The 22311-nt window shown below is 51.1% G+C and carries 22 protein-coding genes, 2 tRNA genes and 1 riboswitch; of the genes, 3 read left to right on the top strand and 21 right to left on the bottom strand.

Features of this window, described 5'->3' with window-relative positions:
* Positions 1-183: 183 nt before the first annotated feature.
* The 17 genes from ACTQ3K_RS08640 to ACTQ3K_RS08560 form a co-directional block, all read right to left on the bottom strand.
* Positions 184-837, bottom strand: a complete 654-nt coding sequence (locus ACTQ3K_RS08640; protein WP_441567747.1) for an HAD family hydrolase — start codon at positions 835-837, stop codon at positions 184-186.
* Positions 834-1475: a thiamine phosphate synthase gene (gene thiE / locus ACTQ3K_RS08635; RefSeq protein ID WP_441567749.1), complete on the bottom strand. Its 642-nt coding sequence runs from the start codon at positions 1473-1475 to the stop codon at positions 834-836. Before thiE ends, ACTQ3K_RS08640 begins: the two co-directional genes overlap by 4 nt.
* Positions 1462-2283, bottom strand: coding sequence for a hydroxyethylthiazole kinase (thiM, locus tag ACTQ3K_RS08630; protein ID WP_441567751.1), 822 nt, complete (start codon positions 2281-2283; stop codon positions 1462-1464). Before thiM ends, thiE begins: the two co-directional genes overlap by 14 nt.
* A 15-nt stretch (positions 2284-2298) precedes the next feature.
* A complete protein-coding gene (thiW, locus tag ACTQ3K_RS08625) occupies positions 2299-2820 on the bottom strand; it encodes an energy coupling factor transporter S component ThiW (RefSeq protein ID WP_441567753.1) in 522 nt (173 codons plus the stop codon).
* 61 nt (positions 2821-2881) lie between these two features.
* Positions 2882-2989: riboswitch (TPP riboswitch) on the bottom strand.
* A gap of 170 nt (positions 2990-3159) precedes the next feature.
* Positions 3160-3233 (bottom strand) — tRNA-Pro (locus ACTQ3K_RS08620).
* Between the two features lie 159 nt (positions 3234-3392).
* Entirely contained in the window at positions 3393-3749 is a 357-nt protein-coding gene (gene rplT / locus ACTQ3K_RS08615; protein ID WP_441567755.1) for a 50S ribosomal protein L20, read from the bottom strand.
* 32 nt (positions 3750-3781) lie between these two features.
* Positions 3782-3976 carry a 50S ribosomal protein L35 gene (gene rpmI, locus ACTQ3K_RS08610; protein WP_441567756.1) on the bottom strand — a complete coding sequence of 65 codons (195 nt, stop codon included), beginning with the start codon at positions 3974-3976 and terminating at the stop codon, positions 3782-3784.
* 36 nt (positions 3977-4012) lie between these two features.
* Positions 4013-4507, bottom strand: a complete 495-nt coding sequence (infC, locus tag ACTQ3K_RS08605; RefSeq protein WP_441567758.1) for a translation initiation factor IF-3 — start codon at positions 4505-4507, stop codon at positions 4013-4015.
* Positions 4508-4829: 322 nt separating this feature from the next.
* Positions 4830-5618 (bottom strand): amino acid ABC transporter ATP-binding protein, encoded by a 789-nt coding sequence (locus ACTQ3K_RS08600; protein ID WP_441567760.1) that lies wholly within the window; start codon positions 5616-5618, stop codon positions 4830-4832.
* 9 nt (positions 5619-5627) lie between these two features.
* Positions 5628-6314, bottom strand: a complete 687-nt coding sequence (locus ACTQ3K_RS08595; protein WP_441567762.1) for an amino acid ABC transporter permease — start codon at positions 6312-6314, stop codon at positions 5628-5630.
* A 134-nt stretch (positions 6315-6448) separates the two neighbouring features.
* Positions 6449-7345, bottom strand: a complete 897-nt coding sequence (locus ACTQ3K_RS08590; protein WP_441567764.1) for a transporter substrate-binding domain-containing protein — start codon at positions 7343-7345, stop codon at positions 6449-6451.
* A gap of 135 nt (positions 7346-7480) precedes the next feature.
* Positions 7481-8068, bottom strand: a complete 588-nt coding sequence (locus tag ACTQ3K_RS08585) for a sugar O-acetyltransferase (protein WP_441567766.1) — start codon at positions 8066-8068, stop codon at positions 7481-7483.
* A gap of 191 nt (positions 8069-8259) precedes the next feature.
* Positions 8260-8574, bottom strand: a complete 315-nt coding sequence (locus ACTQ3K_RS08580; protein ID WP_441567768.1) for a DUF1540 domain-containing protein — start codon at positions 8572-8574, stop codon at positions 8260-8262.
* A gap of 99 nt (positions 8575-8673) precedes the next feature.
* Positions 8674-10605 carry a threonine--tRNA ligase gene (thrS, locus tag ACTQ3K_RS08575; RefSeq protein WP_441567769.1) on the bottom strand — a complete coding sequence of 644 codons (1932 nt, stop codon included), beginning with the start codon at positions 10603-10605 and terminating at the stop codon, positions 8674-8676.
* A gap of 328 nt (positions 10606-10933) precedes the next feature.
* Positions 10934-11437 carry a C-GCAxxG-C-C family protein gene (locus ACTQ3K_RS08570; protein ID WP_441567771.1) on the bottom strand — a complete coding sequence of 168 codons (504 nt, stop codon included), beginning with the start codon at positions 11435-11437 and terminating at the stop codon, positions 10934-10936.
* The gene (locus ACTQ3K_RS08565) at positions 11428-12285 is read right to left on the bottom strand and encodes a homocysteine S-methyltransferase family protein (protein ID WP_441567773.1); all 858 of its coding nucleotides are present in this window, start codon (positions 12283-12285) and stop codon (positions 11428-11430) included. The genes ACTQ3K_RS08570 and ACTQ3K_RS08565 overlap by 10 nt, the downstream gene beginning before the upstream one ends.
* Before the next feature lie 51 nt (positions 12286-12336).
* The gene (locus tag ACTQ3K_RS08560) at positions 12337-13194 is read right to left on the bottom strand and encodes a homocysteine S-methyltransferase family protein (RefSeq protein WP_441567775.1); all 858 of its coding nucleotides are present in this window, start codon (positions 13192-13194) and stop codon (positions 12337-12339) included.
* 264 nt (positions 13195-13458) lie between these two features.
* On the opposite strand from ACTQ3K_RS08560, the gene ACTQ3K_RS08555 reads away from it, so the two are divergent.
* The 3 genes from ACTQ3K_RS08555 to ACTQ3K_RS08545 all read left to right on the top strand — a co-directional run bounded on the left by ACTQ3K_RS08555 (position 13459) and on the right by ACTQ3K_RS08545 (position 16116).
* Entirely contained in the window at positions 13459-14262 is an 804-nt protein-coding gene (locus tag ACTQ3K_RS08555) for a histidinol-phosphatase HisJ family protein (RefSeq protein WP_441567777.1), read from the top strand.
* A gap of 212 nt (positions 14263-14474) precedes the next feature.
* Positions 14475-15854, top strand: coding sequence for a uracil-xanthine permease family protein (locus ACTQ3K_RS08550; protein ID WP_441567779.1), 1380 nt, complete (start codon positions 14475-14477; stop codon positions 15852-15854).
* Between the two features lie 176 nt (positions 15855-16030).
* Positions 16031-16116, top strand: a tRNA-Ser gene (locus ACTQ3K_RS08545).
* 56 nt (positions 16117-16172) lie between these two features.
* On the opposite strand, the gene ACTQ3K_RS08540 is transcribed toward ACTQ3K_RS08545, so the two are convergent.
* The 4 genes from ACTQ3K_RS08540 to glgB form a co-directional block, all read right to left on the bottom strand.
* Positions 16173-16796, bottom strand: a complete 624-nt coding sequence (locus ACTQ3K_RS08540) for a flavodoxin family protein (protein ID WP_441567781.1) — start codon at positions 16794-16796, stop codon at positions 16173-16175.
* Positions 16797-16893: 97 nt separating this feature from the next.
* Positions 16894-18723 (bottom strand): translational GTPase TypA, encoded by a 1830-nt coding sequence (gene typA / locus ACTQ3K_RS08535; RefSeq protein WP_441567783.1) that lies wholly within the window; start codon positions 18721-18723, stop codon positions 16894-16896.
* A 141-nt stretch (positions 18724-18864) separates the two neighbouring features.
* Positions 18865-19764, bottom strand: coding sequence for a mechanosensitive ion channel family protein (locus ACTQ3K_RS08530; RefSeq protein ID WP_441567785.1), 900 nt, complete (start codon positions 19762-19764; stop codon positions 18865-18867).
* Complete coding sequence (gene glgB / locus ACTQ3K_RS08525; RefSeq protein ID WP_441567787.1) at positions 19765-22167, bottom strand: 1,4-alpha-glucan branching protein GlgB; 2403 nt, start codon at positions 22165-22167, stop codon at positions 19765-19767. It abuts the gene before it with no gap.
* Between the last annotated feature and the right edge of the window lie 144 nt (positions 22168-22311).

The raw sequence follows: 22311 nt of genomic DNA, 5'->3' as shown, positions 1-22311 counted from the left end.
TCCTTCTTTCCGGAATATTCTTCCTTTTTTGTTTGATAGGACGCACTTTCCTATGAAACGATGAAAGTCTCCCGCCGGCGACAGAAGGTGGTGCCCCCGGTCTGCCGCCGTAATCTGATCTATATTTTTCACAGGAACCGTTCCAGTTCTCTGCAATTCAGATTCTTCTGTGTAAGCTTGCTGTTACGACTTGTCAATGGTCTCCCATGCGCTCCGATAATCCTCCAGATACCAGTCCGCCAGTGACCGCAGTTCCTCGCTGCTTGTTTCATGGCCGTCATACACGGCTGCCACCGAAAATCCGGCGTCTTTCGCCGTCCGCGCCGCATGATATGCATCCTCAAATACAACGGTCTCCGTTTTTTCCGTCCCCAGGAACGAAAGCGCCTGCTCGTAGATCATAGGCTCATCCTTCCCGTGCCCTACTTCCCCGCAGGTGAAAATTTCTCCGAAAAAGCGATCCAGGCTGCAGCGTTTCAGTGCTCCCTCCACCAGCCGCCGTTCCGCCGCCGTGGTAATGCACATGGAAACTCCATCTTTATCCAATTGTTCCAGAAATTCTTCAATTCCCGGCTTCGGCTCGGCCCTGTACAGATAAAAATCTCCCACCATCTCATTGACCTCATCGATGATCGTCTCCGTACTTTTGGGAATCCGATACTGCTCCTTGATAGCTTCCGCCGCCTGCTGCAGGCTCATGGTTTTCAGCTCTTCGTTGATGGTTTCCCCCGGTGTCATACCGATCAGACGCAGATAATCCTCTCCCGCCGTGTCCCAGACCGACATGGTATCAAACAGTGTCCCATCAAAATCAAAGATTGCCCCGCGAAGCCTCATCGGCTCACCATCTCTTCCGAGAGAGCGCGCAGCTTCCGGCACTGTGCCTCAATGTCCGCTGCGCCAAAGATGGCACTTACAAGAGCCACACCATCTGCTCCGGTTCCCGCAAGCTCCAGGATATTGCTCTCGCCGATGCCGCCGATGGCCACCACCGGCACATCCACGGCTTCACAGATGGCTCGCAGCGTTTCCTTTGGCAGCACGCTTGCATCCGCCTTGGTCGAGGTTGTAAACATCGCTCCCACACCGAGACAGTCCGCTCCGTTTTTCACAGCCTCCACAGCTTCCTCCACGGAATGGGCGGAAACACCAATTATCATCTGATCCCCCACTTTTGCCCGTACATCGGATGCTTTCATATCCTCCTGCCCCACATGGACACCGTCTGCCTGGCATTTTATGGCAACGTCCACATTATCGTTGATGAAAAAGGGAACATGATACCTGGAACAGAGTGCCTTGATTTCCTTCGCCTCCGCCAGAAAGTCCTCTTCGCTCAGTTCCTTTTCCCGAAGCTGCACGCAGGTCACTCCACCCTTCAGTGCCGCCTCCACCTGCTCATACAGGGTCTGTTTTCCCACCCAGGCACGGTCTGTCACCGCATACAGCCGCATATATTGTTTATCGCACTTCATACCTTGCTCCTTTCTCCAGCTTCTCCGGCGTCATTCGATCTACCGCATCGATGATATAGGTCCGATAGGACGCATTTCCGTCCATGGCAGACAACCGGTCATAGGCAATTTCTCCGGCAATCCCCATGGTGCAAACTGCCGCCGCAGCTGCTTCCAGTGTCCGATCCGGATTGGCCGTCACAAACGCCGCTGTCATGGATGAAAGCTGGCAGCCGGTCCCGGTGATGGACGACATTCTGGCATTTCCGTTTCGGATACAATAGACTCTTGTATCATCGCCCACCAGATCGATCGCTCCTGTCACAGCGACAACTGCTCCTGTCTTTTTCGCAAACGCTTTCACAAAGGATACAGCCGCATCCAGATTTTCTTCCGTCACCTGATCGGCAACATCTGCATCCACCCCCTTGGTGGTTCCGCTCCCCAGCGCCAGCGTCTTGATCTCGGAAATATTTCCCCGGATCACTGTCATCTTAATGTTCTCCAGCAGCTTCAGCGCCGTACCGGTCCGAAGTCTGGATGCTCCTGCTCCCACCGGATCCAGCACAACCGGATGGGCCAGCTCATTGGCCTTTTTTCCTGCCAGAAGCATCGACGGAATTGTCCGATGATTCAGTGTTCCGATGTTAATAGTCAGACCCCCACAAATGGATGTGATCTCCTCTGCCTCCTCCGGATCATCTGCCATGATCGGGGATCCGCCGCAGGCCAGCAGAATGTTGGCACAGTCGTTGACAGTCACATAATTGGTGATATTATGGATCAGCGGACACCGTTCTCTCACGTTCCGCAGACATTCTCCAAGCATATGGTGTTTTTCCCCCTATCCGATGACTTCCTGCATCTTATGTAAGGCTCCGCATTTTTTCAGGCTGTAGATCAGCACACCGGAAATTACGGCTCCACCGGCAGTGGATACAAAGAACGGAAACACATAGACATAAAATGCCAGCCCAGCTGCACTCTTTCCCATAAGAAGGACTGCGACCGGATACGCACACAGACCGCCCAGGATTGAAGTTCCTGCCACCTCCGCCAGAAGCGTTCCCGGAAGATTTTTAGTTTTCCAGTACATCAGGCCGCAGGCCAGCGCCCCGAACATGCTGCCCGGAAATGCCATGAGGCTTCCAAGTCCCAGAAGATTGCGGATCAGAGACGCCGCAAAGGCCGCACCCACACCATAACCAGGCCCAAGAAGCACCGCACAGAGAATATTGACCATATGCTGCACGGGAGAACATTTGCTCCCAAACACCGGGAAGGAGAACAGGCTCCCTACCACAGCTGCCGCGCAGAATAATCCTGCCAGCGCCAGCTTCTTCACACTGCATTTTGTCTGATTCATACTTATACAACTTCCTTTCGTCATATTATAAAAGGAGATACCATGCGGTATCTCCGAATGTAAGCGCTATAAAACGACTTCCTCCGGCGGCATTATCCGCATCAGGTATAAGGGTCGAAGTTGATCACTTCCTCTCAGCCCGCTTCTACGAGCTCCCCTGTATTTATTTTCCTTATCAGTATACACCTGCCGGCTGGTTATTGCAAGCAGAAGTGCAGAATATATTCGGAACACCGGAGTCGGAAAACATTGCTCCGGGAGAATCATCTTCCATGCCTTCAAATACCGGCCTCCTCTAATACAAAAGAGCAGATAACCTTCGTTATCTGCTCTCTAAAGTCGGAATGACAGGATTCGAACCTGCGACCTCTCGGTCCCTAACCGAACGCTCTACCAAGCTGAGCCACATTCCGATTATGGATTTGGTTCATTAGTATCTCAGAACCAAATCCTCATATATAATAGCACACGTTTCTCAATAATGCAAGCACTTTTTGAATTTTTTTGAATAAAATTTTTCGTTCTATTTCAACAATTCAAATAGTTTGCACAATCAGAATAATAATCCGGTTTTAAGCCAGTTTGCTCTTGGCAACCTCAGCCAGCTTTGCAAAACCTGCCGCATCATTAACGGCCATGTCTGCAAGGATCTTGCGGTTCATCTCAACGCCTGCTTCCTTTAAGCCATACATGAAACGGCTGTAGGAAAGTCCGTTCATTCTTGCTGCTGCGTTGATACGGGCAATCCAGAGCTGTCTGAACTGTCTCTTTCTCTGCTTTCTTCCTGCATAAGAGCTGGTAAGTGCTCTCATTACAGACTGCTTTGCTACTCTATACTGTTTGGAACGAGCTCCTCTGTAGCCCTTTGCCAGCTTCAGAACTCTGTTGTGCTTCTTCTTAGCGCCTAATCCGCCTTTAATTCTTGCCATTTTAAGTCTTCCTCCTTCTATTTATGACTGCATTAGTAAGGTAAAATCTTCTTCATAACCTTTGCGTTTGCGGGAACAGCAACGGTTGCTTTTCTAAGATTTCTCTTTCTCTTCTGAGACTTCTTGGTCAAGATATGGCTCTTATAGGCCTTCATTCTCTTTAACTTTCCGTTTCCGGTCTTTTTAAAACGCTTTGCTGCTGCTCTGCTGGTTTTTACTTTAGGCATGATTCTTCCTCCTTAAACTTTGGCTCAGCCAATTTTCTATCGCTTCTCCGATAAGAACATTACAAGGCTTCTCCCCTCTACCTTGGAGGGCTTATCAACCACTGCAATGTCGGAAAGCTTCTCTGCAAATTCTTCCAGGATATGTCTGGAGTTATTCATATGACTCATTTCGCGGCCGCGGAACCGTAAGGTAATCTTTACCTTATTGCCCTTCTGAATGAACTTTCTGGCAGCGGAAACTTTCGTATTCAGGTCGTTTTCCTCAATATTCGGAGACAGACGGACTTCCTTGATCTCGATGACCTTCTGTTTCTTTTTGGCCTCTTTTTCTTTTCTGGCCTGTTCGTAACGGTACTTGCCGTAGTCGATGATCTTGCATACCGGCGGCTTTGCCATCGGAGCGATCTTTACCAGATCCAGTTCCGCTTCTCTCGCAAGCTTCTGTGCTTCCTTGGAAGACATAATTCCAAGCTGCTCGCCGTTTTCGCCAATGAGACGTACTTCTTTGTCTCTGATCTGTTCATTCAACATTAACTCGCTAATAACCAGACACCCCCATCATTTAGATAAAAGTCATTTATTCAGAACCGGTTCGATTTCATTTTGCATTCTTTCTTCGAACTGCTTTGAATAAATACAAAAAGTGGATAGAAGAACTATCCACTTAAAATCCCATTTCTTTTCTCTTTATAAACACATCAAAGAAAAACAATATAGGAACCCGGTCGCTCATGGACGCCAAGGTGAGAGCGGATACTCTTCTTTGTTCTACACAGCTTTTATATAATACCACGCTGTACCGGTTCTGTCAACTGTTTTTTCTCCTGTAAAAGCCTGCCGGATCCTTAAACCGCTATGCTTCTTCATGATACCGGGCCAGGAACTGCCTGGTACGCTCTTCCTTCGGATTTTCGAACACATCGGCCGGCGTGCCGTGCTCCAGGATCCTTCCGTCATCCATGAAGATTACCTGATCGGACACATCTCTGGCAAATGCCATCTCATGGGTCACGATGATCATGGTCATATGCTTCTCCGCCAGCTCCTTCATGACACGGAGCACTTCTCCCGTCAGCTCCGGGTCCAGTGCCGAAGTGGGTTCATCGAAGCAGAGAATGTCCGGCTCCAAAGCAAGGGCTCTCGCAATGGCCACACGCTGACACTGGCCGCCGGAAAGCTGGTGCGGGTGATTTTTCATCCGGTCGCCAAGTCCCATCTGCTTTAACAGTTCCTCTGCCTGTGCCTCGATCTCATCGTGGATCTCTTTCTTCTTTTCCTTATAATCCGGCCGTTCCTTCGCCAGAAGTTCCTTCGCCAGCATCACATTTCCAAGAGCTGTGTACTGGGGGAACAGATTAAAAGACTGGAACACCAGACCGAAGTGGAGACGCTTGCGCCGGATCTGAGACTCCTTTGTGGTCATGGGATCCGCCGCATCAAAAAGTGTTTCCCCGTTTACCCGAATGATGCCGCCGTCGGGCCGTTCCAGGAAGTTCAGACACCGAAGCAGCGTAGTTTTCCCGCTTCCGGAAGAACCGATGATGGACAATGCCTGTCCCTTTTCCATGGAAAAGCTGATATCCTTTAAGACCTCCGTGTCCTCAAATGCCTTGCTGATATGTGTTACCTCTAAAATCGCCATGACTGCCTCCTATCGAAAATAATCCAGTTTCTTTTCCAGCTTTGCAAACAGAACGGTCAGAAGCCCGTTCCAGATCAGATAATACAGAGCCGTAAAGAACAGCGGCCAGATGGCTCCGGAGATCCCGTGGGATCCCTTCATGAATGCCTGTCCTGCCCAGATGATCTCCTGGAGGGCAATGATCCGCGCCAGGGAGGTATCCTTTACCAGCGTGATGATCTCGTTGGACATCGGCGGAACGATCCGCTTGATCATCTGAAGCAGCGTGACCTTAAAAAAGATCTGGCGCTTCGTCATGCCCAGCACAAGACCAGCCTCCTCCTGTCCGGCCGGAACACCCTGGATCCCGCCGCGGTAGATTTCGGAAAAATAACAGGCATAGTTAAAGATAAATCCGACGGACGCAGCCACAAAACGCCCGGTCTCTCCGCCTCCCCAGATATTACTCTTCGCCACCAGGCCCGGGAAGTAGTAGATAATTAAGAGCTGGATCATAAGCGGCGTTCCGCGGATAATCCAGACAATCAGTTTGATCAGACAGCTTAAAGGCTTGAAGCGGGACATGGAACCGAAGGATATCAGAAGTCCCAGGGGCAGTGCCCCGATCAGGGTTACAAAAAATAATTTTAAGGTCTGTAAAAAGCCGACGTTCAGTGCATTTACAACAACGGGAAGTTGTTCCAGAAATAGTTTCATACGTTCTCCTGTTTTCCGGCGTCTGTCCGAAAGGACGCCAAGGCGGGATACGGCTGTTCCGCATCCCGCTATGACCAACAGAGAGCGGAAAAACCGCTCTCTGCCGAACGCCTGTATTCTTTTCTTTGGATTTCTTACTTCTGCTCGATCAGGGCAGCCTGTACCTTATACGCATCGGCACATTCCTTCATGGAGCCATCTGCATAGCTGTCCTTGAGGAACTGGTTCAGTGCTTCTGCAAGATCGGAACCCTTCCGGAATCCAACGCCGTACTCCTCGGTGCTGAGGCCGACGGTGTAGGTCAGGTTCTCGTAACCGGTTCCCTCACCGACCATGGCTGCTGCCATCAGAGAGTCGATGATTGCCGCATCGGAGGTTCCTGCTGCCACCTCCATAAGAGCATCTGCCTGGGAAGCAACCGAGGTATAAGTAAGACCAAGCTCCTTTGCCTGTGCTTCACCGGCGCTTCCGGCCTCTACTGCAAAGGAAAGCTTTTTAATGCTGTCCTCAGTCTGGTACTGATCTGCCTTGTCTCCGGGCACGATCACGATCTGTGCATTGTTTAAGTAAGCATTGGAGCACTCCATGGAGCTCTTTACTTCATCCGTCAGGGTCATACCATTCCATACGCAGTCAATGGTCTTTCCGTCCAGCTCCAGGATCTTGTTGTCCCAGTCGATCACAACAAACTCGGCATCTACGCCAAGGCTCTCGGCAAAGGCCTTTGCCATATCTGCATCAAAGCCGATCCACTCGCCGCTCTCATTCTGATAATCCATGGGCTCAAACTCGGTAATACCGACCACCAGCTTGCCTTTTTCCTTTACATAATCCACATCGCTTCCATCGTCGGAAGAAGCTTTGCTTGTCCCGGCAGCCTCGGTCTCCTCTTTCTTCGTCTCTTCTGCACTTGTTTCTGCTTTTGTTTCCTTTGCTGCAGCTGTCGTCTCACTGCTCTTTGTTCCGCCGCAGGCCGCCATAGAAAGAACCATTGCCGCCGCCAGCAGACATGCCATTACTTTTTTCATCATAACGTCTCCTCGCACTTTCTGAACTGTCATGCTTCTGAATGTCATTCGAAGCAATATCATGGTAGTATATTATCAGTTTACCACGATAAAGTCAAGTGGGAATTTATTTTTTTCTTCCGATGTTTTTTCCGATCCTCATCTGTCCCAGCAGGTCTTTTTATCCTCTTCTGTAATGGACCGGATAACTCGGCAGGGATTTCCGACTGCTACTGAATTGTCCGGAATATCCTTGACGACAACGCTGCCGGCTCCGATCACCACGTTACTTCCGATGGTTACGCCGGGCATCACCTGAACTCCGGCGCCGATCCATACATTGTCTCCCACCGTAATGGGATATGCATACTCCAGCCCCTGATTCCGGCGTTCAAAATCAATGGGGTGGCCGGCGGTATAGAACCCGCAGTCCGGTGCGATGAACACATGATCACCAAAGGTCACCTTCGCCCCGTCAAGAATCACCGTGTTGTGATTGGCAAAGAAATCCTCCCCGATTTCAATGTTATAGCCGTAATCGCACCAGAACGGTGCCACAATACAGAATCTGTTCTTTGTTTGTCCCAGCAGCCGCTTCATAAGCTCCTGCTGTCCGTTTTCATCGGACGGGCGAAGCTGATTGAACTCATAACAAAGCTCCTTTGCCCCGGCTCTTTCCTTCAGCAGCTCCCTGTCGTTATTTGCGTCATAAAGCATTTGTCTCTGCATTTTTTCTTTCTCGGTCATCCGGCTTCATTCCTTTTTATTTTCTTTCCAATACGGATTTCTGCAGACTGGCTCTGCAATCCTCTTTTTATTTTATCAGACCCTTATCGCGTTTTAAAGTATCGAAATACGTGATCCACATCCGTATTCCGCAGGTTCTCCACCGAAAAACGAGGAGCCCTTTCGGCTCCCCGTTTCGTCCGTTTTTCCTTCTACCGCTTCTGGTAGCTGGTACATTCGGTCTGTGACGCATGCTTCGCCTGATGGCCGGCAATGGCGATTTCCTTTGCCGAACATTCATGGTTCTCGTTGTAAACGCAACTTACAGCGTCACAGGAAACGCCGATACTGCGGCTGGGAGTTCCCACATGGTTCGATGCACAGCCGCAGCCGCTTTCTTTAAAGCTGGCGCAGCAGGTATCGCTGCAGTGGCAGGCGTTGGCACCATCCACCTGGATATCTCCCTTACAGCAGTATCGGTCTGAATTATAGGCGCAGTGTTCTGCGCTGCAGGTCAGATCAGTCATGACAATTCCTCCTTTTTTCGTTTTCGGAAATAGTCTGTGCTGATCTGAAACTTTTATACCTCTTTTTTCAGTTCAAAACCGTTCCTGTCCTGCCTGCGTTTAGTTTTCTTCCTTTTTGTCCGCAGTCTTGTTCTCTTTGTTTTTGATCTCCTCGGTCACATCAGCAATAAACTGCTCCAGAGACTTCTGTCCCTCATCACCGTTCCAGCGGCTTCTTACCGAAACCTTGCCCTCGGCAGCCTCTTTTTCGCCGACAACCAGCATGTAGGGCAGCTTCTTTAACTGTGCTTCACGGATCTTGTAGCCGATCTTCTCGGACTTGGTATCTACGTCCACCCGGACTCCTGCGTCGGTCAGTGCCGCAGCAACCTTCTGTGCGTAATCCAGATACTTGTCGGAGATGGGCAGAACACGTACCTGAACAGGCGCCAGCCAGGTCGGGAAGGCACCGGCAAAATGCTCGATCAGGATACCGATGAAACGCTCGATGGAGCCGAATGCAACACGGTGGATCATGATGGGACGATGCGGTGCACCGTCTGCACCAATATATTCGCACTCAAATCTCTGAGGCAGCTGGAAATCAAGCTGGATGGTACCGCACTGCCAGGTTCTTCCGATGGAATCCTCCAGATGGAAATCGATCTTGGGACCATAGAACGCACCGTCGCCCTCGTTTACCACATAATCCAGGCCAAGGTCATCCAGCGCGCCGCGCAGGCCTTCCGTTGCTACTTCCCAGTCCTCATCGCTTCCCATGCTGTTTTCAGGCCGTGTGGACAGCTCCACATGATACTTAAATCCGAACAGGCTGTAAACCTCATCGATGAGCTTTGCAACACCCTTGATCTCGGAACGGATCTGTTCGGGCATCATGAAGATATGCGCATCGTCCTGAGTGAAGCAGCGCACACGCATCAGTCCGTGGAGCTGGCCGGACTTCTCATGTCTGTGAACCAGACCGAGTTCGCCCATGCGAAGGGGCAGATCACGGTAGGAACGGGGCTCGGACTTGTAAACCAGAATGCCGCCGGGACAGTTCATGGGCTTGATGGCATAGTCCTGATCATCGATCACAGTGGTATACATGTTTTCCTTATAATGATCCCAGTGGCCGGAGGTTTCCCACAGATGACGGTTCAGAATAATGGGAGTGGAAATCTCCACGTAGCCGTTCTTTCTGTGGATCTCTCTCCAGTAATCCAGAAGCGTATTCTTTAATACCATACCGTTGGGCAGGAAGAAGGGGAAGCCGGGGCCTTCGTCGCTCATCATAAACAGGCCAAGCTCTTTTCCAAGCTTTCTGTGGTCACGCTTCTTTGCCTCCTCGATCCGCTGGAGGTATTCCTCCAGATCGGCTTTCTTTGTGAAGGCGGTACCATAGATTCTGGTAAGCATCTTATTCTTTTCGCTGCCTCTCCAGTAAGCGCCTGCCAGACTGGTCAGCTTGAAGGCCTTTACCGGCTTTGTTGTCATCAGATGAGGACCGGCACACAGATCGGTGAACTCACCCTGCTCATAAAAGCTGATCTCTGCATCTTCAGGAAGATCCTCGATCAGTTCCACCTTATAGGGCTCCTCTTTTTCTTTCATGAACGCCAGTGCCTTATCTCTGGGCAGTGTGAACCGCTTTAAAGGAAGCGCTTCCTTCACGATTTTCTTCATCTCTGCCTCGATCTTGGTCAGATCCTCGGCAGTAAAAGGTGTCTCACTGTCAATATCATAATAAAAACCGTCTGCAATGGAAGGACCGATAGCCAGCTTTACCTGCGGGTACAGACGCTTGATGGCCTGAGCCATGATATGTGACGTGGTGTGACGAAACGCTGCCTTTCCGTCCTCATCGTCAAAGGTCAGAATATTTACGGCACAGTCCTTGTCCACGACGGTACGAAGATCTACGGTCTCTCCGTCTACCTGGCCTGCACAGGCCACTCTCGCCAGTCCTTCGCTTAAATCTGCTGCAATGTCGATAATCGCTTTCGGTTCGCTGTATTCTTTTACCGAACCATCCTTCAGTGTGATCTTCATAATGTTCTCCTTTCCGCATCTCCCATAACCGCTGTTATGGGAAACAAAAATCCCCCATTACACAGTATCTGCATAATGAGGGACGAATTATCAGTTAATCCGCGGTTCCACCCTGTTTGATTCCGGGAATCCACTTATTCGGCGGTAACGGCGCCTGCCGGGCTTGATTAGAGCCGCTCCGAGCTGGTCTTCACATACGGTTTCGTAAGGGTTCACACCATATTCCCTCTCTCTGAACGGTTCCGTATCCTACTCTTCTCATCTTCGTTTTTTCTGTTCTGAATTGAATCTTCACCTATTATAAGCACAGCATGTTCATTTGTCAAGGCTAAAGAAGCGATTCTTCCGGAGCAAAAAATTCCCTTTCCAGAAGCTCTGCCGCAAACCGTACCAGCTCCGGGCAGGGCCGCTTCTTATAATAGCTTTCTGTCCGAAGAGAGGGCGCCGCTTCTTCTTTTTTCCGTCCTGTTCCCATGCCAAGAAGCTCCGCGCAGACGATGCTTCCCTGTGCCTCCTCAAAGGCCGATGCCAGCTTCCGCATCCGGCTGTAGTTTTCCGTCTTGGCCTTCTGGTTTTCCGGGTCGGTATTTCCGCACTCCAGTCCGCAGACCAGCGCCATGCCGGACACTGCACCGCATACCTGGCGCAGCCGCCCCAGGCCGCCTCCAAAGGAGCAGGAAAGCTTTAACGCCGTTTCTTCATCGATGCCGTAATGATCGGCAAAAGCAAGGAATACCGACTGGCAGCAGTTAAAGCCCTTTCGGAAGTTCTCCTCTGCACGAACTGCCCGATTTCGATTCATCTCACCGTTTTTTCCCATTTTTACAGACATGTCTCTGCTACCTTCCGAATATATTCCGGTGTGGTTCCGCAGCAGCCACCGATGATCCTCGCTCCTGCTTCCACCAGAACCTTCATATACTTCGCATACTCGTCCGGCCCCATGGGATAGATGGCTTCCCCTTTGTCGCTGATCGTAGGCATTCCGGCGTTGGGAATGGCAATAACGGGAATATCTACCCGTTCCTTCATATTCCGCACTACGGATTCTAACTTATCCGGACCGGTAGAACAGTTGATTCCCACCGCGTCAGCTCCCATTTCCGCCAGTGTCTCCACAGCATCAAAAATATTTCCGCCATAAAACAGACTTCCGTCTGATTCAATGGTCAGGGAACAGCAGATTGGAAGATCGCAGACGGAACGGCAGGCCTCCACCGCCGCCATGGTCTCCTCCAGCCCCAGCATAGTCGCTGCAGTCACGTAATCAGCGCCGCCCTCGGCAATGATGGAGATCTGCTCTTCATAAGCATCCAGCAGACGTCCGTAATCCTCATCAATCCGGCTTGTGGTAGTTACACTGGCATTTAAATAAATCCCTTCCCGCACGGTTTCTCTTCCGATCTGCATTAACGTACTGTTGATCTCCCGCGTTTGATCCTGTAATCCGTGGCGGGTTAAATTGATCCGGTTTGCCGTAAAGGTCGGCACGCTGATCACCTGGGAACCGGCGTCCATATAGGCCTGCTTCAGATCAATGATCACCTGCGGGTGGTCACAGATCCATTTTTCGGTGCAGACTCCTTTCGGCATTCCGGCCTTCATCATATTAGAGCCTGTGGCTCCGTCTCCCAGTAAAATCCCCTCGGATGTTCTCTTTTTAAATTCTTCTCTTGTCATGATACTCCTGTTCTCCGTCTGTTCTTTTCCTCACGTTTTGCCTGCTTCGTTTTACAGACATACCTCCGCTACCTTCCGAATATATTCCGGTGTGGTTCCGCAGCAGCCGCCGATAATCCCGGCTCCTGCCGCCACCAGATTCTTCATATAACCGGCAAACTCATCCGGTTCCATGGAATAAACGGCCTCTCCTGTTGCTGTAATGGTGGGCATTCCGGCGTTAGGCTTTGCAATGATGGGGATATCCACCGTCTGCTTCAGATTTTTGATAACCGATTCCAGACGGTCCGGACCGGTGGAGCAGTTGATTCCCACTGCGTCCGCGCCCATCTCTGCCAGTGCCGCTGCCGCCTCAAACACATTTCCGCCAAAGAACAGGCTTCCATCGGATTCAATCGTCATGGAGCAGAAGATCGGCAGATCCGAAGCCTGTCGGCATGCCTCCAGAGCCGCCATGGTCTCGTCGAGTCCAAGCATAGTTTCCGCCATGATAAAGTCCACTCCGGCTTTATCCAGGATCTCGATCTGTTCCCGGTAAGCATCCAGAAGCGTTCCGTAATCCTCATCTACTTTTCCTGTGGTCGTCATGTCGCCGCCCACATAAACGCCTTCTCCTACTGCTGCCTTTGTGATCCCGACCAGTGCCTCATTTAACTCCCGCACCTGGCCATCCAGGCCATGACCTTTTAAATTGATCCGGTTTGCAGAAAAAGTCGGTGCCAGCACACACTGTGAACCTGCATCCTTATAAGCTCTCTGCAGGCGGATCATCACATCACGGTGTCCGCAGACCCACTGCTCCGTGCAGACGCCCTTGGGCATTCCCGCTTTCATCAGATTGGAGCCGGTCGCTCCGTCCAGCAATAATACGCCCTTCTCTGTCAATGTCCGAAATTCTTCTCTTGTCATAATCCGTCTCCTTTTCACGGGCATCTATGTTCCACAATGTTATGATTTGATCCCGGATTGCTCCGTACTTCATACTCGCACAGCCCCGGTATCTTTATCATTATAATCAGTTCCTGCCAAAGCCGCAAGGGTTCATTGACATTCCCTGCATTTTGCCTTATTCTATTTTTCAGAAAACACCCGGTCTTCAAATGAAACAACGGTCACATTCCGGGATTTCATATTTATGAAGCCTCATGTTAACCTTTCTGAAAGGAGCGCGCCATGTACGCCGATTCCCACCTTCATACCGCCTTTTCCGGTGATTCCGAGACACCGCCTGCCGCCCAGATCGAACAGGCTATCCGCCTCGGCATGAAGACTCTCTGTATCACCGACCACCAGGATTTTGATTATCCGCCCTGTGAAAGTGAATTTTTATTCGATACCGCATCCTACTTCGAGAAACTGTCCGCTTTAAAGGACTATTACAGTGCTCAGATCGACCTGCGAATCGGTGTGGAGCTGGGACTCCAGCCAAAACCTCTTTCTGTGGATCTTCCCTCTTACGCCGCCGCCTGGCCCTTTGACTTTATCATCGGCTCCACCCATGTCTGCAGCGGAAAAGATCCATACTATCCCGATTTTTACGAAGGAAGGACCGAATCGGAAGCCTACCGGGCCTATTTTGAAGATGAACTGAAAAATGTTCAGATGTACGACTGCTTCGACAGCGCCGGACACCTGGATTATGTGGTGCGCTACGGTCCCAGCAGGAACCGGGATTACTCTTATCATGCTTACGCCGATATACTGGATGAGATTCTGAAAACACTGATCTCCAAGGAAAAAGCCATAGAGTGCAACACTGCCGGGTTCAAGGCAGGCCTTGGCCATCCACACCCCACCGAAGACGTCCTGCGGCGTTACCGGGAACTGGGCGGCGAGCTTCTTACCCTCGGCTCCGATGCCCACCAGACCGAACACCTCGGATACGAATTTCGGAAGACCGGAGAACTGTTAAAAAGCCTCGGCTTCCGCTATTATACCATCTATCGAAACCGAAGGCCGGAATTTCTTCCCCTGTAATAATCGAAAAACAAGCGACGGTGCTTTACAAACACAGTAGTTTTGGTATATAATCAGCGGTGGTCTGCGGACGCAGCGAAACACATTTTATGCGTTCTCTGTGTCTGCATTTTTTGTGTCATCGGACATTCCGGAGGAATTCTCCGAAACACAACACAACAATATATAAATCTGCACCGTCTCATACCGGTGCCACTTACGGAGGAAGAGCTATGAAAATGATCTACAATGTAGACGACAAGCCTAAGTTCGGACAGCTCGTGATCTTTGCGATCCAGCAGCTCCTTGCGATTATGGCTGCAACCCTGGTCGTTCCCGTTATCGTCAACGGAAATGCCGGACTCACCGGCGAGGATGCCATGAGTACCGCCGCTGCTTTATTCGGTGCCGGAATCGGAACCATCGTTTATATCTTATTTACCAAGCGGAAAAGCCCGGTATTCTTAGGCTCTGCCTTCGCCTTTATCGGCTCTATGAGCGCCGCATTCGCCGGTGCTGCCAGCGTTTCCTTAGGATATGCCGGACTGCTCATCGGTGCTGTGCTCGCCGGGCTCGTTTATGTGATCATCGCTATCATCGTAAAATTTGTCGGCGTTGAATGGATCAACCGGTTAATGCCCCCTGTGGTAATCGGACCGACCGTTTCCATTATCGGTCTTTCCCTGGCAGCCAACGCCATCAGTGATCTTCAGACCGTCAACGTGGAAGGCGGCGCAACCAACCTTGCCGTTCTCTGCGGTATCATCACCCTGATCATAACCACCATCTGCTCCACCTACGGAAAGAAGATGGCAAAGCTGATTCCCTTCATCATCGGTATTTTATGCGGCTATGCCGTGGCCGGTATTCTCACCGGGATCGGTTATGCAGCAGGAATCGATGCTTTAAAGATCACCAACTTTGCTCCCATCAGCGGACTTGTGGCAGACGGCGTGAACGTTTCCACCTTCTTCGCCGTTCCCAGCTTCACCTTCTTACATGCCCTGGGCGGCTTTAAGGAAGTGAATGGTGCTTACATCGGCACCGTTGCCGCAGCTTACGTTCCCGTTGCCCTTGTTGTATTTGCCGAGCATATTGCCGATCATAAGAATATTTCCTCCATCATCGAAAAAGACCTTCTGAAGGATCCCGGTCTTTCCAGAACTCTTCTCGGTGACGGAATCGGTTCCATGGCCGGTGCATTTTTCGGCGGTTGCCCCAACACCACCTACGGAGAATCCGTTGCCTGTGTAGCCATTACCAGAAATGCTTCCGTAGCAACTCTGGTCGCAACTGCCATCGGCGCGATCCTGATTTCCTTCCTGTCCCCGTTCGTGGCCTTTGTAAACTCCATCCCCTCCTGCGTCATGGGTGGTGTCTGCATGGCACTGTACGGCTTCATCGCAGTCAGCGGCTTAAAGATGGTACAGACCGTAGATCTGAACGCAAACCGGAATCTCTTCGTCGTTTCCGCAATCCTCATTTCCGGAATCGGCGGACTTACCCTGAACTTCGGAAAGATCTCCATTACCGCCGTAGCTTCTTCCCTGATCCTGGGCATCATCATCAACCTGATCCTGTCCGGTGAGAAGACCGGAGAAGACGCCGAGTAATCGAACTCTGCTCGGACCAAAACAGTTGAAACGCCCCGCCTGCGGCTCTTTATGAGTCCTGCAGGACGGGGCGTTTCAATTCCAGAACAACATTCAGGACCTGGCCGATCTGCGAAAAAAATTTTCTCGTGCTTGACATTCCGACTACTTACAGGTAAAATAGTAGAGTATGACTTGGAGACGTATCGAAGTGGTCATAACGAGCTCGACTCGAAATCGAGTTGCCCTCCGGGGCACGTGGGTTCAAATCCCACCGTCTCCGCGCGAAAAAGCCTGTACACATGTTGTACAGGCTTTTTCTTTTTCTATAACTGATTTTTACCGCACAAAGTTAGTCCTTGTGGGAGCATCCAGTACGGGATGCTCGATGCCATTCTTCTTTCCAAGCTCGATGCAGCGGAGGATCCATGCCATATTCCTGGCCAGCGTTTCCATGGTTTCCATACCCTCCAGATCCTGTTTTGCCTCTTCACCATTATGACCATGAACACTGTTCCAGTAGGTGGATGAAACGACAGGCATGTTGGAAATAGTCATGTACTTGTTGATCTGATCGAAGGTTGCGGACAGACCGCCGCGTCTTGCACAGACTACGGAAGCAGCAGGCTTGAACTGAAACAGCTTTCCGCCGGCATAAAAGGCTCGATCCATGAATGCTGTCATGAAACCGGGTGCGGATGCGAAATGCACCGGCGTTCCGAAAATAAATCCATCTGCCGTCTCCGCTTTTTCCAGGGCTTCATTGACCGTGTCATGGAAGGCGCAGCGATTGTTGCCCTTTTTCTTACAGACCCTGCAGTCGATACAGGTCGTTTCTATCTTTCCTACATGAAAAATCTCTGCTTCGATCCCAAGACTTTCCAGAGTATCCGCCACCTTTTTCAACGCGGTGTACGTGGTTCCCCTTTCGTGAGGGCTTCCGTTGATCAATAATACCTTCATATTGCTGCCTCCTTATATTTATTTTCAGAAAGGCCAAAAACCGTTTTACAGGCATGCCTGCGCCGGATCTTTGGCCCTTTCCTTTTTCTCTTTGCTTTTATTTATTGATCGATGCACGCTTTCTCATTCTGGAATCGAGAATCTTCTTTCTCAGACGCAGATGCTCCGGTGTTACCTCAAGAAGTTCATCGGTGTCGATGAAATCCAGTGCCTGCTCCAGGCTCATGATCACCGGCGGCACCAGCTTCAGCGCATCATCAGAACCAGAGGAACGGGTATTGGTCAGATGCTTCGTCTTGCAGACATTGACCTCGATATCCTCCGTCTTGGGGCTTGTTCCCACAACCATACCGGCATAAACCTTTTCGCCGGGCCCGATAAACAGATTTCCGCGCTCCTGGGCATTGAACAGACCGTAGGTTACGCTCTCGCCGGTTTCAAACGCAATCAGAGAACCCTGGCGACGGTACTGGATATCGCCCTTATAAGGTGCATAACCATCGAACAGCTGGTTCATAATACCGTTGCCCTTCGTGTCAGTCATGAAATCGCCGCGGTATCCGATCAGTCCGCGGGAAGGAATGGAAAATTCCATTCTGGTGTAACCGGTTCCCGACGGAGACATGCCCTGCAGTTCTCCCTTTCGGAGGGACAGCTTCTGGATCACCGTACCGGAAAACTCCTCGGGTACATCAATGTAAACAAGCTCCATGGGCTCCAGCTTTCTGCCCTTTTCATCCTGCTTGTAAATAACCTCTGCTTTGCTTACCGCAAACTCATAGCCCTCGCGGCGCATATTTTCGATCAGTACGGAAAGATGAAGCTCACCGCGGCCGGAAACCTTGAACCGGTCCGCATCCTCCGTTTCCTCCACCCGGAGGCTCACATCGGTATTCAGCTCACGGAACAGACGGTCACGCAGATGACGGGAGGTTACATACTTGCCCTCCTGGCCTGCCAGAGGACTGTCATTGACCATAAAGTGCATGGCAATGGTCGGCTCGGAGATCTTCTGGAACGGGATCGCCACCGGATTCTCCGGAGAGCAGAGCGTATCTCCGATATGAAGATCCGCAATACCGGAAATCGCCACGATGGAACCGATTCCTGCCTCTGTTACTTCCACCTTATCCAGACCGTCAAACTCATACAGACGGCTTACCTTTACCTTTTTGAATTTATCGGGGTCATGATGGTTTACCAGCGCAACCTCCTGGTTTACCTTAATGCTTCCGTTGTCTACCTTGCCGACACCGATCCGTCCCACATATTCATTATAATCAATCGTACTGATCAGGATCTGGGTATCTGCCTCCGGATCACCCTCCGGTGCCGGGATATGCTCCAGAATTGTATCAAACAGGGGCTTCATATCCTTCTTCTCGTCATCCAGCTCCAGAGTCGCATAGCCACCCTTTGCGGAAGCATAGACGAAGGGACAGTCAAGCTGCTCATCGGACGCATCCAGCTCCAGAAGAAGCTCCAGAACCTCATCGATGACCTCCTTCGGCCTTGCCTCCGGACGGTCGATCTTGTTAATGCATACAATGACGGAAAGATCCAGATCCAGTGCCTTCTGAAGCACAAACTTAGTCTGGGGCATGGGTCCCTCAAACGCATCTACCACCAGGATTACGCCGTTTACCATCTTTAACACACGTTCTACCTCGCCGCCGAAGTCCGCATGTCCGGGGGTGTCGATGATATTGATCTTTACATCTTTATACGTTACTGCCGTATTCTTGGACAGGATTGTGATTCCACGTTCACGCTCGATGTCATTGGAATCCATGACACGCTCCACCACTTCCTGGTTGGCACGGAATACACCGCTCTGCTTCAGCAACTCATCCACCAGCGTTGTCTTGCCATGGTCAACATGGGCAATGATCGCAATGTTTCTTACATCTTCTCGTTTCATCCTCATGATTCTCTCCGCTTTCCCTTTCTGTTTCTCAGGTTCTATGTCTGTCGTTACGTTCTCATTTACACATCTTCTTATATTAGCACACACTGTCAAGGGATTGCAAGAAAAAATTTCGGGAAAAGATGCAGGTGTCCACTCTTCTTAACTGTTTCGAATGTGTACATCGACCTGTCCGTATGGGATTTCGATTCCGGCGTCGTCCAGTGCCTCTTTGATGGCTTCCGTCATGCGCCATCTGCATTTCCAGTATTCACCGGTCTTAACCCACATCCGGCAGCCAATGGTCACGGCGCTGTCGTCCAGGCTGGACACGAATGCAAACCGCTCCTCGTCCTTTAATACCATAGGATCCGCTTCCATAACACGCTCCAGTATTGCCTTGGCCTGCTTCATGTCCGCTTCGTAGGAAATACCTACATGCAATTCCAGAAGCCGCTTGTCCTGAGCCGTTACATTGGTCATGCTGCTGTTGGCCAGGGTTCCGTTCGGCACCACGATCACCCGGTTGTCCAGGGTCACCAGTGTCGTATAAACCAGCCCGATGCTCTTGACCTTTCCCTCATTTTTATGACTGTCCTCAATGATATAATCACCCACCTTAAAGGGCTTTAAAATCAGGATCAGCAGACCGCCGGCAAAATTCCCCAGGCTGCCCTGAAGGGCAAGACCAAGGGCCACGGTCACAGAGCTGGCCACCGTGGCAAAGGCCGTCGACTGGATCCCAACCACCGCCAGGATCAGGAGTACCAGAAGAATGTAGCCTGCTGCCTTTACCAGCATCTTCACAAACTTCTTGACGGTCAGTTCTGTCCCGCCCCGCTCCATGGATTTGTCTATCAGTTTGACGCACAGGCAGATCAGCTTCCTTCCGACCAGAAACATAAGAAGTGCCACCAGCGCTTTCAGTCCGAAAAAGACCGCCTTGGAGGGCAGACTTCCGAAGATCTCCTGAAACCTGCTTCCCATAGTATCCTTCGCCTGCTCTACCGCCCCGGCCATATCCGCCGCGATGGTCTCCTCTGTCATCAGCAAAAACCTCAATTACTCTTCCTCCATAATCGCTTTCCGTACCTTCGCCACACCGGCTGTCTTTCCTCTGGAACGCTTTGCCGCCGGTTTTTTCTTTGCTTCCTTATTGTCCGTCACCGTCTCCGGCATGGGCTCATAGCGGAACACCTGGATTCCCAGCGGAGCTGCTTTAATGGTAATAGACTGCTCCCGCTCATCTGTCTCTGCCGCCTTGCTCTGCTTTACCCTGGGGTTCACCACGCCGGTTCCGCCGTATTTTTCCGCATCGCTGTTGAAAATTTCTTTATATTTCCCACGGAACGGAACGCCGATCCGGTATGCCTCATGGGCCACCGGAACGAAATTGCAGACTGCCAGGAGCGTATCCTCCGGATTTCTGCCCTTTCGCAGGAACACCACCATGTTCTCCTCCGCGTTGGTGCAGTTGATCCACTCAAAGCCATCACTTTCATCGTCCAGCTCCCAGAGTGCCCGGTTCTCCTGATAAAAATGATTCAGATCCTTCACATACTCCTGCATATGACTGTGGATCTTATATTTTAACAGATACCACTGAAGCTCCTCCTTCTCATTCCACTCATCCATCTGGGCAAATTCCTGGCCCATGAATAACAGCTTCCTCCCCGGATGGAGCATCATGAAGCCGTAGGCCGCCCGCAGGTTGGCAAACTTCTGCTCGAAGGTCTCACCCGGCATCTTTCCGACCATGGAGCCCTTCCCATGGACCACCTCATCATGCGACAGCACCAGAATAAAGCGCTCACTGTAGGCATAGACCATGCTGAAGGTCAGCTCTCCGTAATGATACGTCCGATACAACGGATCGCACTGCATATAGCCAAGAAAATCGTTCATCCAGCCCATGTTCCATTTATAATCAAAGCCGACTGCCCCATCGTCCACATCGCCGGTGATCCGCGGCCATGCCGTTGATTCCTCGGCAATGAGCACCGTTCCGATCTTCTTCTTTTTAAAGATCGAATTCAGATGCTTCAAAAGCTCCAGCGCTTCCAGATTTTCGTTACCGCCGTAAATATTCGGGAGCCATTCCCCGTCATTTTTTCCGTAATCCAGATATAACATGGAAGCCACCGCATCCATGCGGATTCCGTCGGCATGATACTCCCTTGCCCAGTAAAGGGCGTTGGCAATCAGGAAATTGGAAACCTGCGGACGGCCGTAATCAAAGATCAGGGTGCCCCAGTGGGGATGCGCGCCCCGTCTCGGATCTCCATGCTCATAAAGAGGCTCCCCGTCAAAAGCCGCCAGTCCGAAGGCATCTCTGGGGAAATGGGCCGGAACCCAGTCCAGGATCACGCCGATCCCCGCCTGATGCATCATATCCATAAAGGCCTTGAAATCCTCCGGCGAGCCGTAACGGCTGGTGGGCGCATAATATCCGGTCACCTGATAGCCCCAGGATTCATCGAGGGGGTGTTCCATGACCGGCATAAGCTCCACATGGGTATAACCCATCTCCTTCGCATAAGCCGCCAGCTCCGGCGCGATCTGTCGGTAATTCAGGAATTCTTCTTCCGGTTTCGTATCATGATCTGAGCCGGAGGCTGTTTTGTTCGTCCCGTCCTTTTCGGCTTCCGTTGTTTTCTCCGCCTTTTCCGGCTTTCTCCATGAACCTAAATGGACCTCATAAATATTCATGGGACCGCTTGTCAGGGTTCCGTGCTCCAGCCGTTTTTCCTTATCCTCCTCCCAGTCCTTATCCTGCCAGGAATAGCCGGAGACATCGCAAACCACCGATGCATTGGCCGGACGGACCTCGGAAGAAGATCCATAAGGATCTGCCTTCAGGAAGGGCAGCCCGTTTTTCCCCTTAATCTCATATTTATACAGCGCCCCGGCTTCCACACCCGGAACAAACAGTTCAAATATCCCGGAATCTCCCAGCTTTTCCATCTGGTGACGTCTGCCGTCCCAAAGATTGAAATCGCCGACCACGCTCACGCGCATGGCGTTCGGCGCCCAGACCGAGAAGGAAACGCCGGACACGCCATCCAGGGTCATGGGGTGCGCCCCCATTTTCTCGTAAATCTCATAATGGATTCCTGCCGCAAACCGCTTCAGATCCTGCTCCGTATATACCGATGGAAACCGGTACGGATCCTCCTCACTCCGGCGCGTGCCGTCCGCCCAGAGCACCTCATAATGATAGGACGGAAGCTTTGTTCCCGGGATCAGCGCCGCAAAAAAGCCTGCCTCGTCCACCTGCTCCATGGAAATATGCTTCTTTTTATTCGTCACAATCTCCACGGTTTCTGCCTCCGGGAAAAAGGCCTGAACCAGAATCCCGTGTTCTGTTCTATGAGCGCCGAGAAGCTCCTTTGGCCTCTGGCTTTCCGAATATACAACGGCCTCGATTTCCGGCCAGTCCATCAGTTCATATAATTGTTTCTCCATAATCTGCCCTCCTGCCGCCTCCCGCTGTGAGACAGCCCCTCGTCCAGTCCGATCCATACAATTTGTGATATGTTTACTTCTCTTTTCAGTATACGTTTTTTTTCGGACAAACACAAGGTGAACATGATCCGGTTAAACTCAAAA

This window comes from Candidatus Paralachnospira sp. LCP21S3_A2 (assembly GCF_052118925.1).
GTDB lineage: Bacteria > Bacillota > Clostridia > Lachnospirales > Lachnospiraceae > Lientehia.
Note: the sequence above shows the minus strand (reverse complement) of the source record. Positions and strands in the feature narration are given on the sequence as shown.

What these genes read in the sequence shown, in the direction of transcription:
- thrS (WP_441567769.1), bottom strand. Translation starts at nt 10,605, where the DNA reads ATGAAGATCACACTGAAGGATGGTTCGGTAAAAGAATACAGCGAACCG.
- ACTQ3K_RS08565 (WP_441567773.1), bottom strand. Translation starts at nt 12,285, where the DNA reads ATGACAAGAGAAGAATTTAAAAAGAGAACATCCGAGGGGATTTTACTG.
- ACTQ3K_RS08600 (WP_441567760.1), bottom strand. Translation starts at nt 5,618, where the DNA reads ATGGCGATTTTAGAGGTAACACATATCAGCAAGGCATTTGAGGACACG.
- ACTQ3K_RS08560 (WP_441567775.1), bottom strand. Translation starts at nt 13,194, where the DNA reads ATGACAAGAGAAGAATTTCGGACATTGACAGAGAAGGGCGTATTATTG.
- ACTQ3K_RS08550 (WP_441567779.1), top strand. Translation starts at nt 14,475, where the DNA reads ATGAAAATGATCTACAATGTAGACGACAAGCCTAAGTTCGGACAGCTC.
- ACTQ3K_RS08585 (WP_441567766.1), bottom strand. Translation starts at nt 8,068, where the DNA reads ATGACCGAGAAAGAAAAAATGCAGAGACAAATGCTTTATGACGCAAAT.
- thiE (WP_441567749.1), bottom strand. Translation starts at nt 1,475, where the DNA reads ATGAAGTGCGATAAACAATATATGCGGCTGTATGCGGTGACAGACCGT.
- rplT (WP_441567755.1), bottom strand. Translation starts at nt 3,749, where the DNA reads ATGGCAAGAATTAAAGGCGGATTAGGCGCTAAGAAGAAGCACAACAGA.
- ACTQ3K_RS08540 (WP_441567781.1), bottom strand. Translation starts at nt 16,796, where the DNA reads ATGAAGGTATTATTGATCAACGGAAGCCCTCACGAAAGGGGAACCACG.
- glgB (WP_441567787.1), bottom strand. Translation starts at nt 22,167, where the DNA reads ATGGAGAAACAATTATATGAACTGATGGACTGGCCGGAAATCGAGGCC.
- ACTQ3K_RS08595 (WP_441567762.1), bottom strand. Translation starts at nt 6,314, where the DNA reads ATGAAACTATTTCTGGAACAACTTCCCGTTGTTGTAAATGCACTGAAC.
- ACTQ3K_RS08555 (WP_441567777.1), top strand. Translation starts at nt 13,459, where the DNA reads ATGTACGCCGATTCCCACCTTCATACCGCCTTTTCCGGTGATTCCGAG.
- rpmI (WP_441567756.1), bottom strand. Translation starts at nt 3,976, where the DNA reads ATGCCTAAAGTAAAAACCAGCAGAGCAGCAGCAAAGCGTTTTAAAAAG.
- ACTQ3K_RS08640 (WP_441567747.1), bottom strand. Translation starts at nt 837, where the DNA reads ATGAGGCTTCGCGGGGCAATCTTTGATTTTGATGGGACACTGTTTGAT.
- ACTQ3K_RS08570 (WP_441567771.1), bottom strand. Translation starts at nt 11,437, where the DNA reads ATGTCTGTAAAAATGGGAAAAAACGGTGAGATGAATCGAAATCGGGCA.
- thiW (WP_441567753.1), bottom strand. Translation starts at nt 2,820, where the DNA reads ATGAATCAGACAAAATGCAGTGTGAAGAAGCTGGCGCTGGCAGGATTA.
- thiM (WP_441567751.1), bottom strand. Translation starts at nt 2,283, where the DNA reads ATGCTTGGAGAATGTCTGCGGAACGTGAGAGAACGGTGTCCGCTGATC.
- infC (WP_441567758.1), bottom strand. Translation starts at nt 4,507, where the DNA reads ATGTTGAATGAACAGATCAGAGACAAAGAAGTACGTCTCATTGGCGAA.
- ACTQ3K_RS08590 (WP_441567764.1), bottom strand. Translation starts at nt 7,345, where the DNA reads ATGATGAAAAAAGTAATGGCATGTCTGCTGGCGGCGGCAATGGTTCTT.
- typA (WP_441567783.1), bottom strand. Translation starts at nt 18,723, where the DNA reads ATGAGGATGAAACGAGAAGATGTAAGAAACATTGCGATCATTGCCCAT.
- ACTQ3K_RS08580 (WP_441567768.1), bottom strand. Translation starts at nt 8,574, where the DNA reads ATGACTGATCTGACCTGCAGCGCAGAACACTGCGCCTATAATTCAGAC.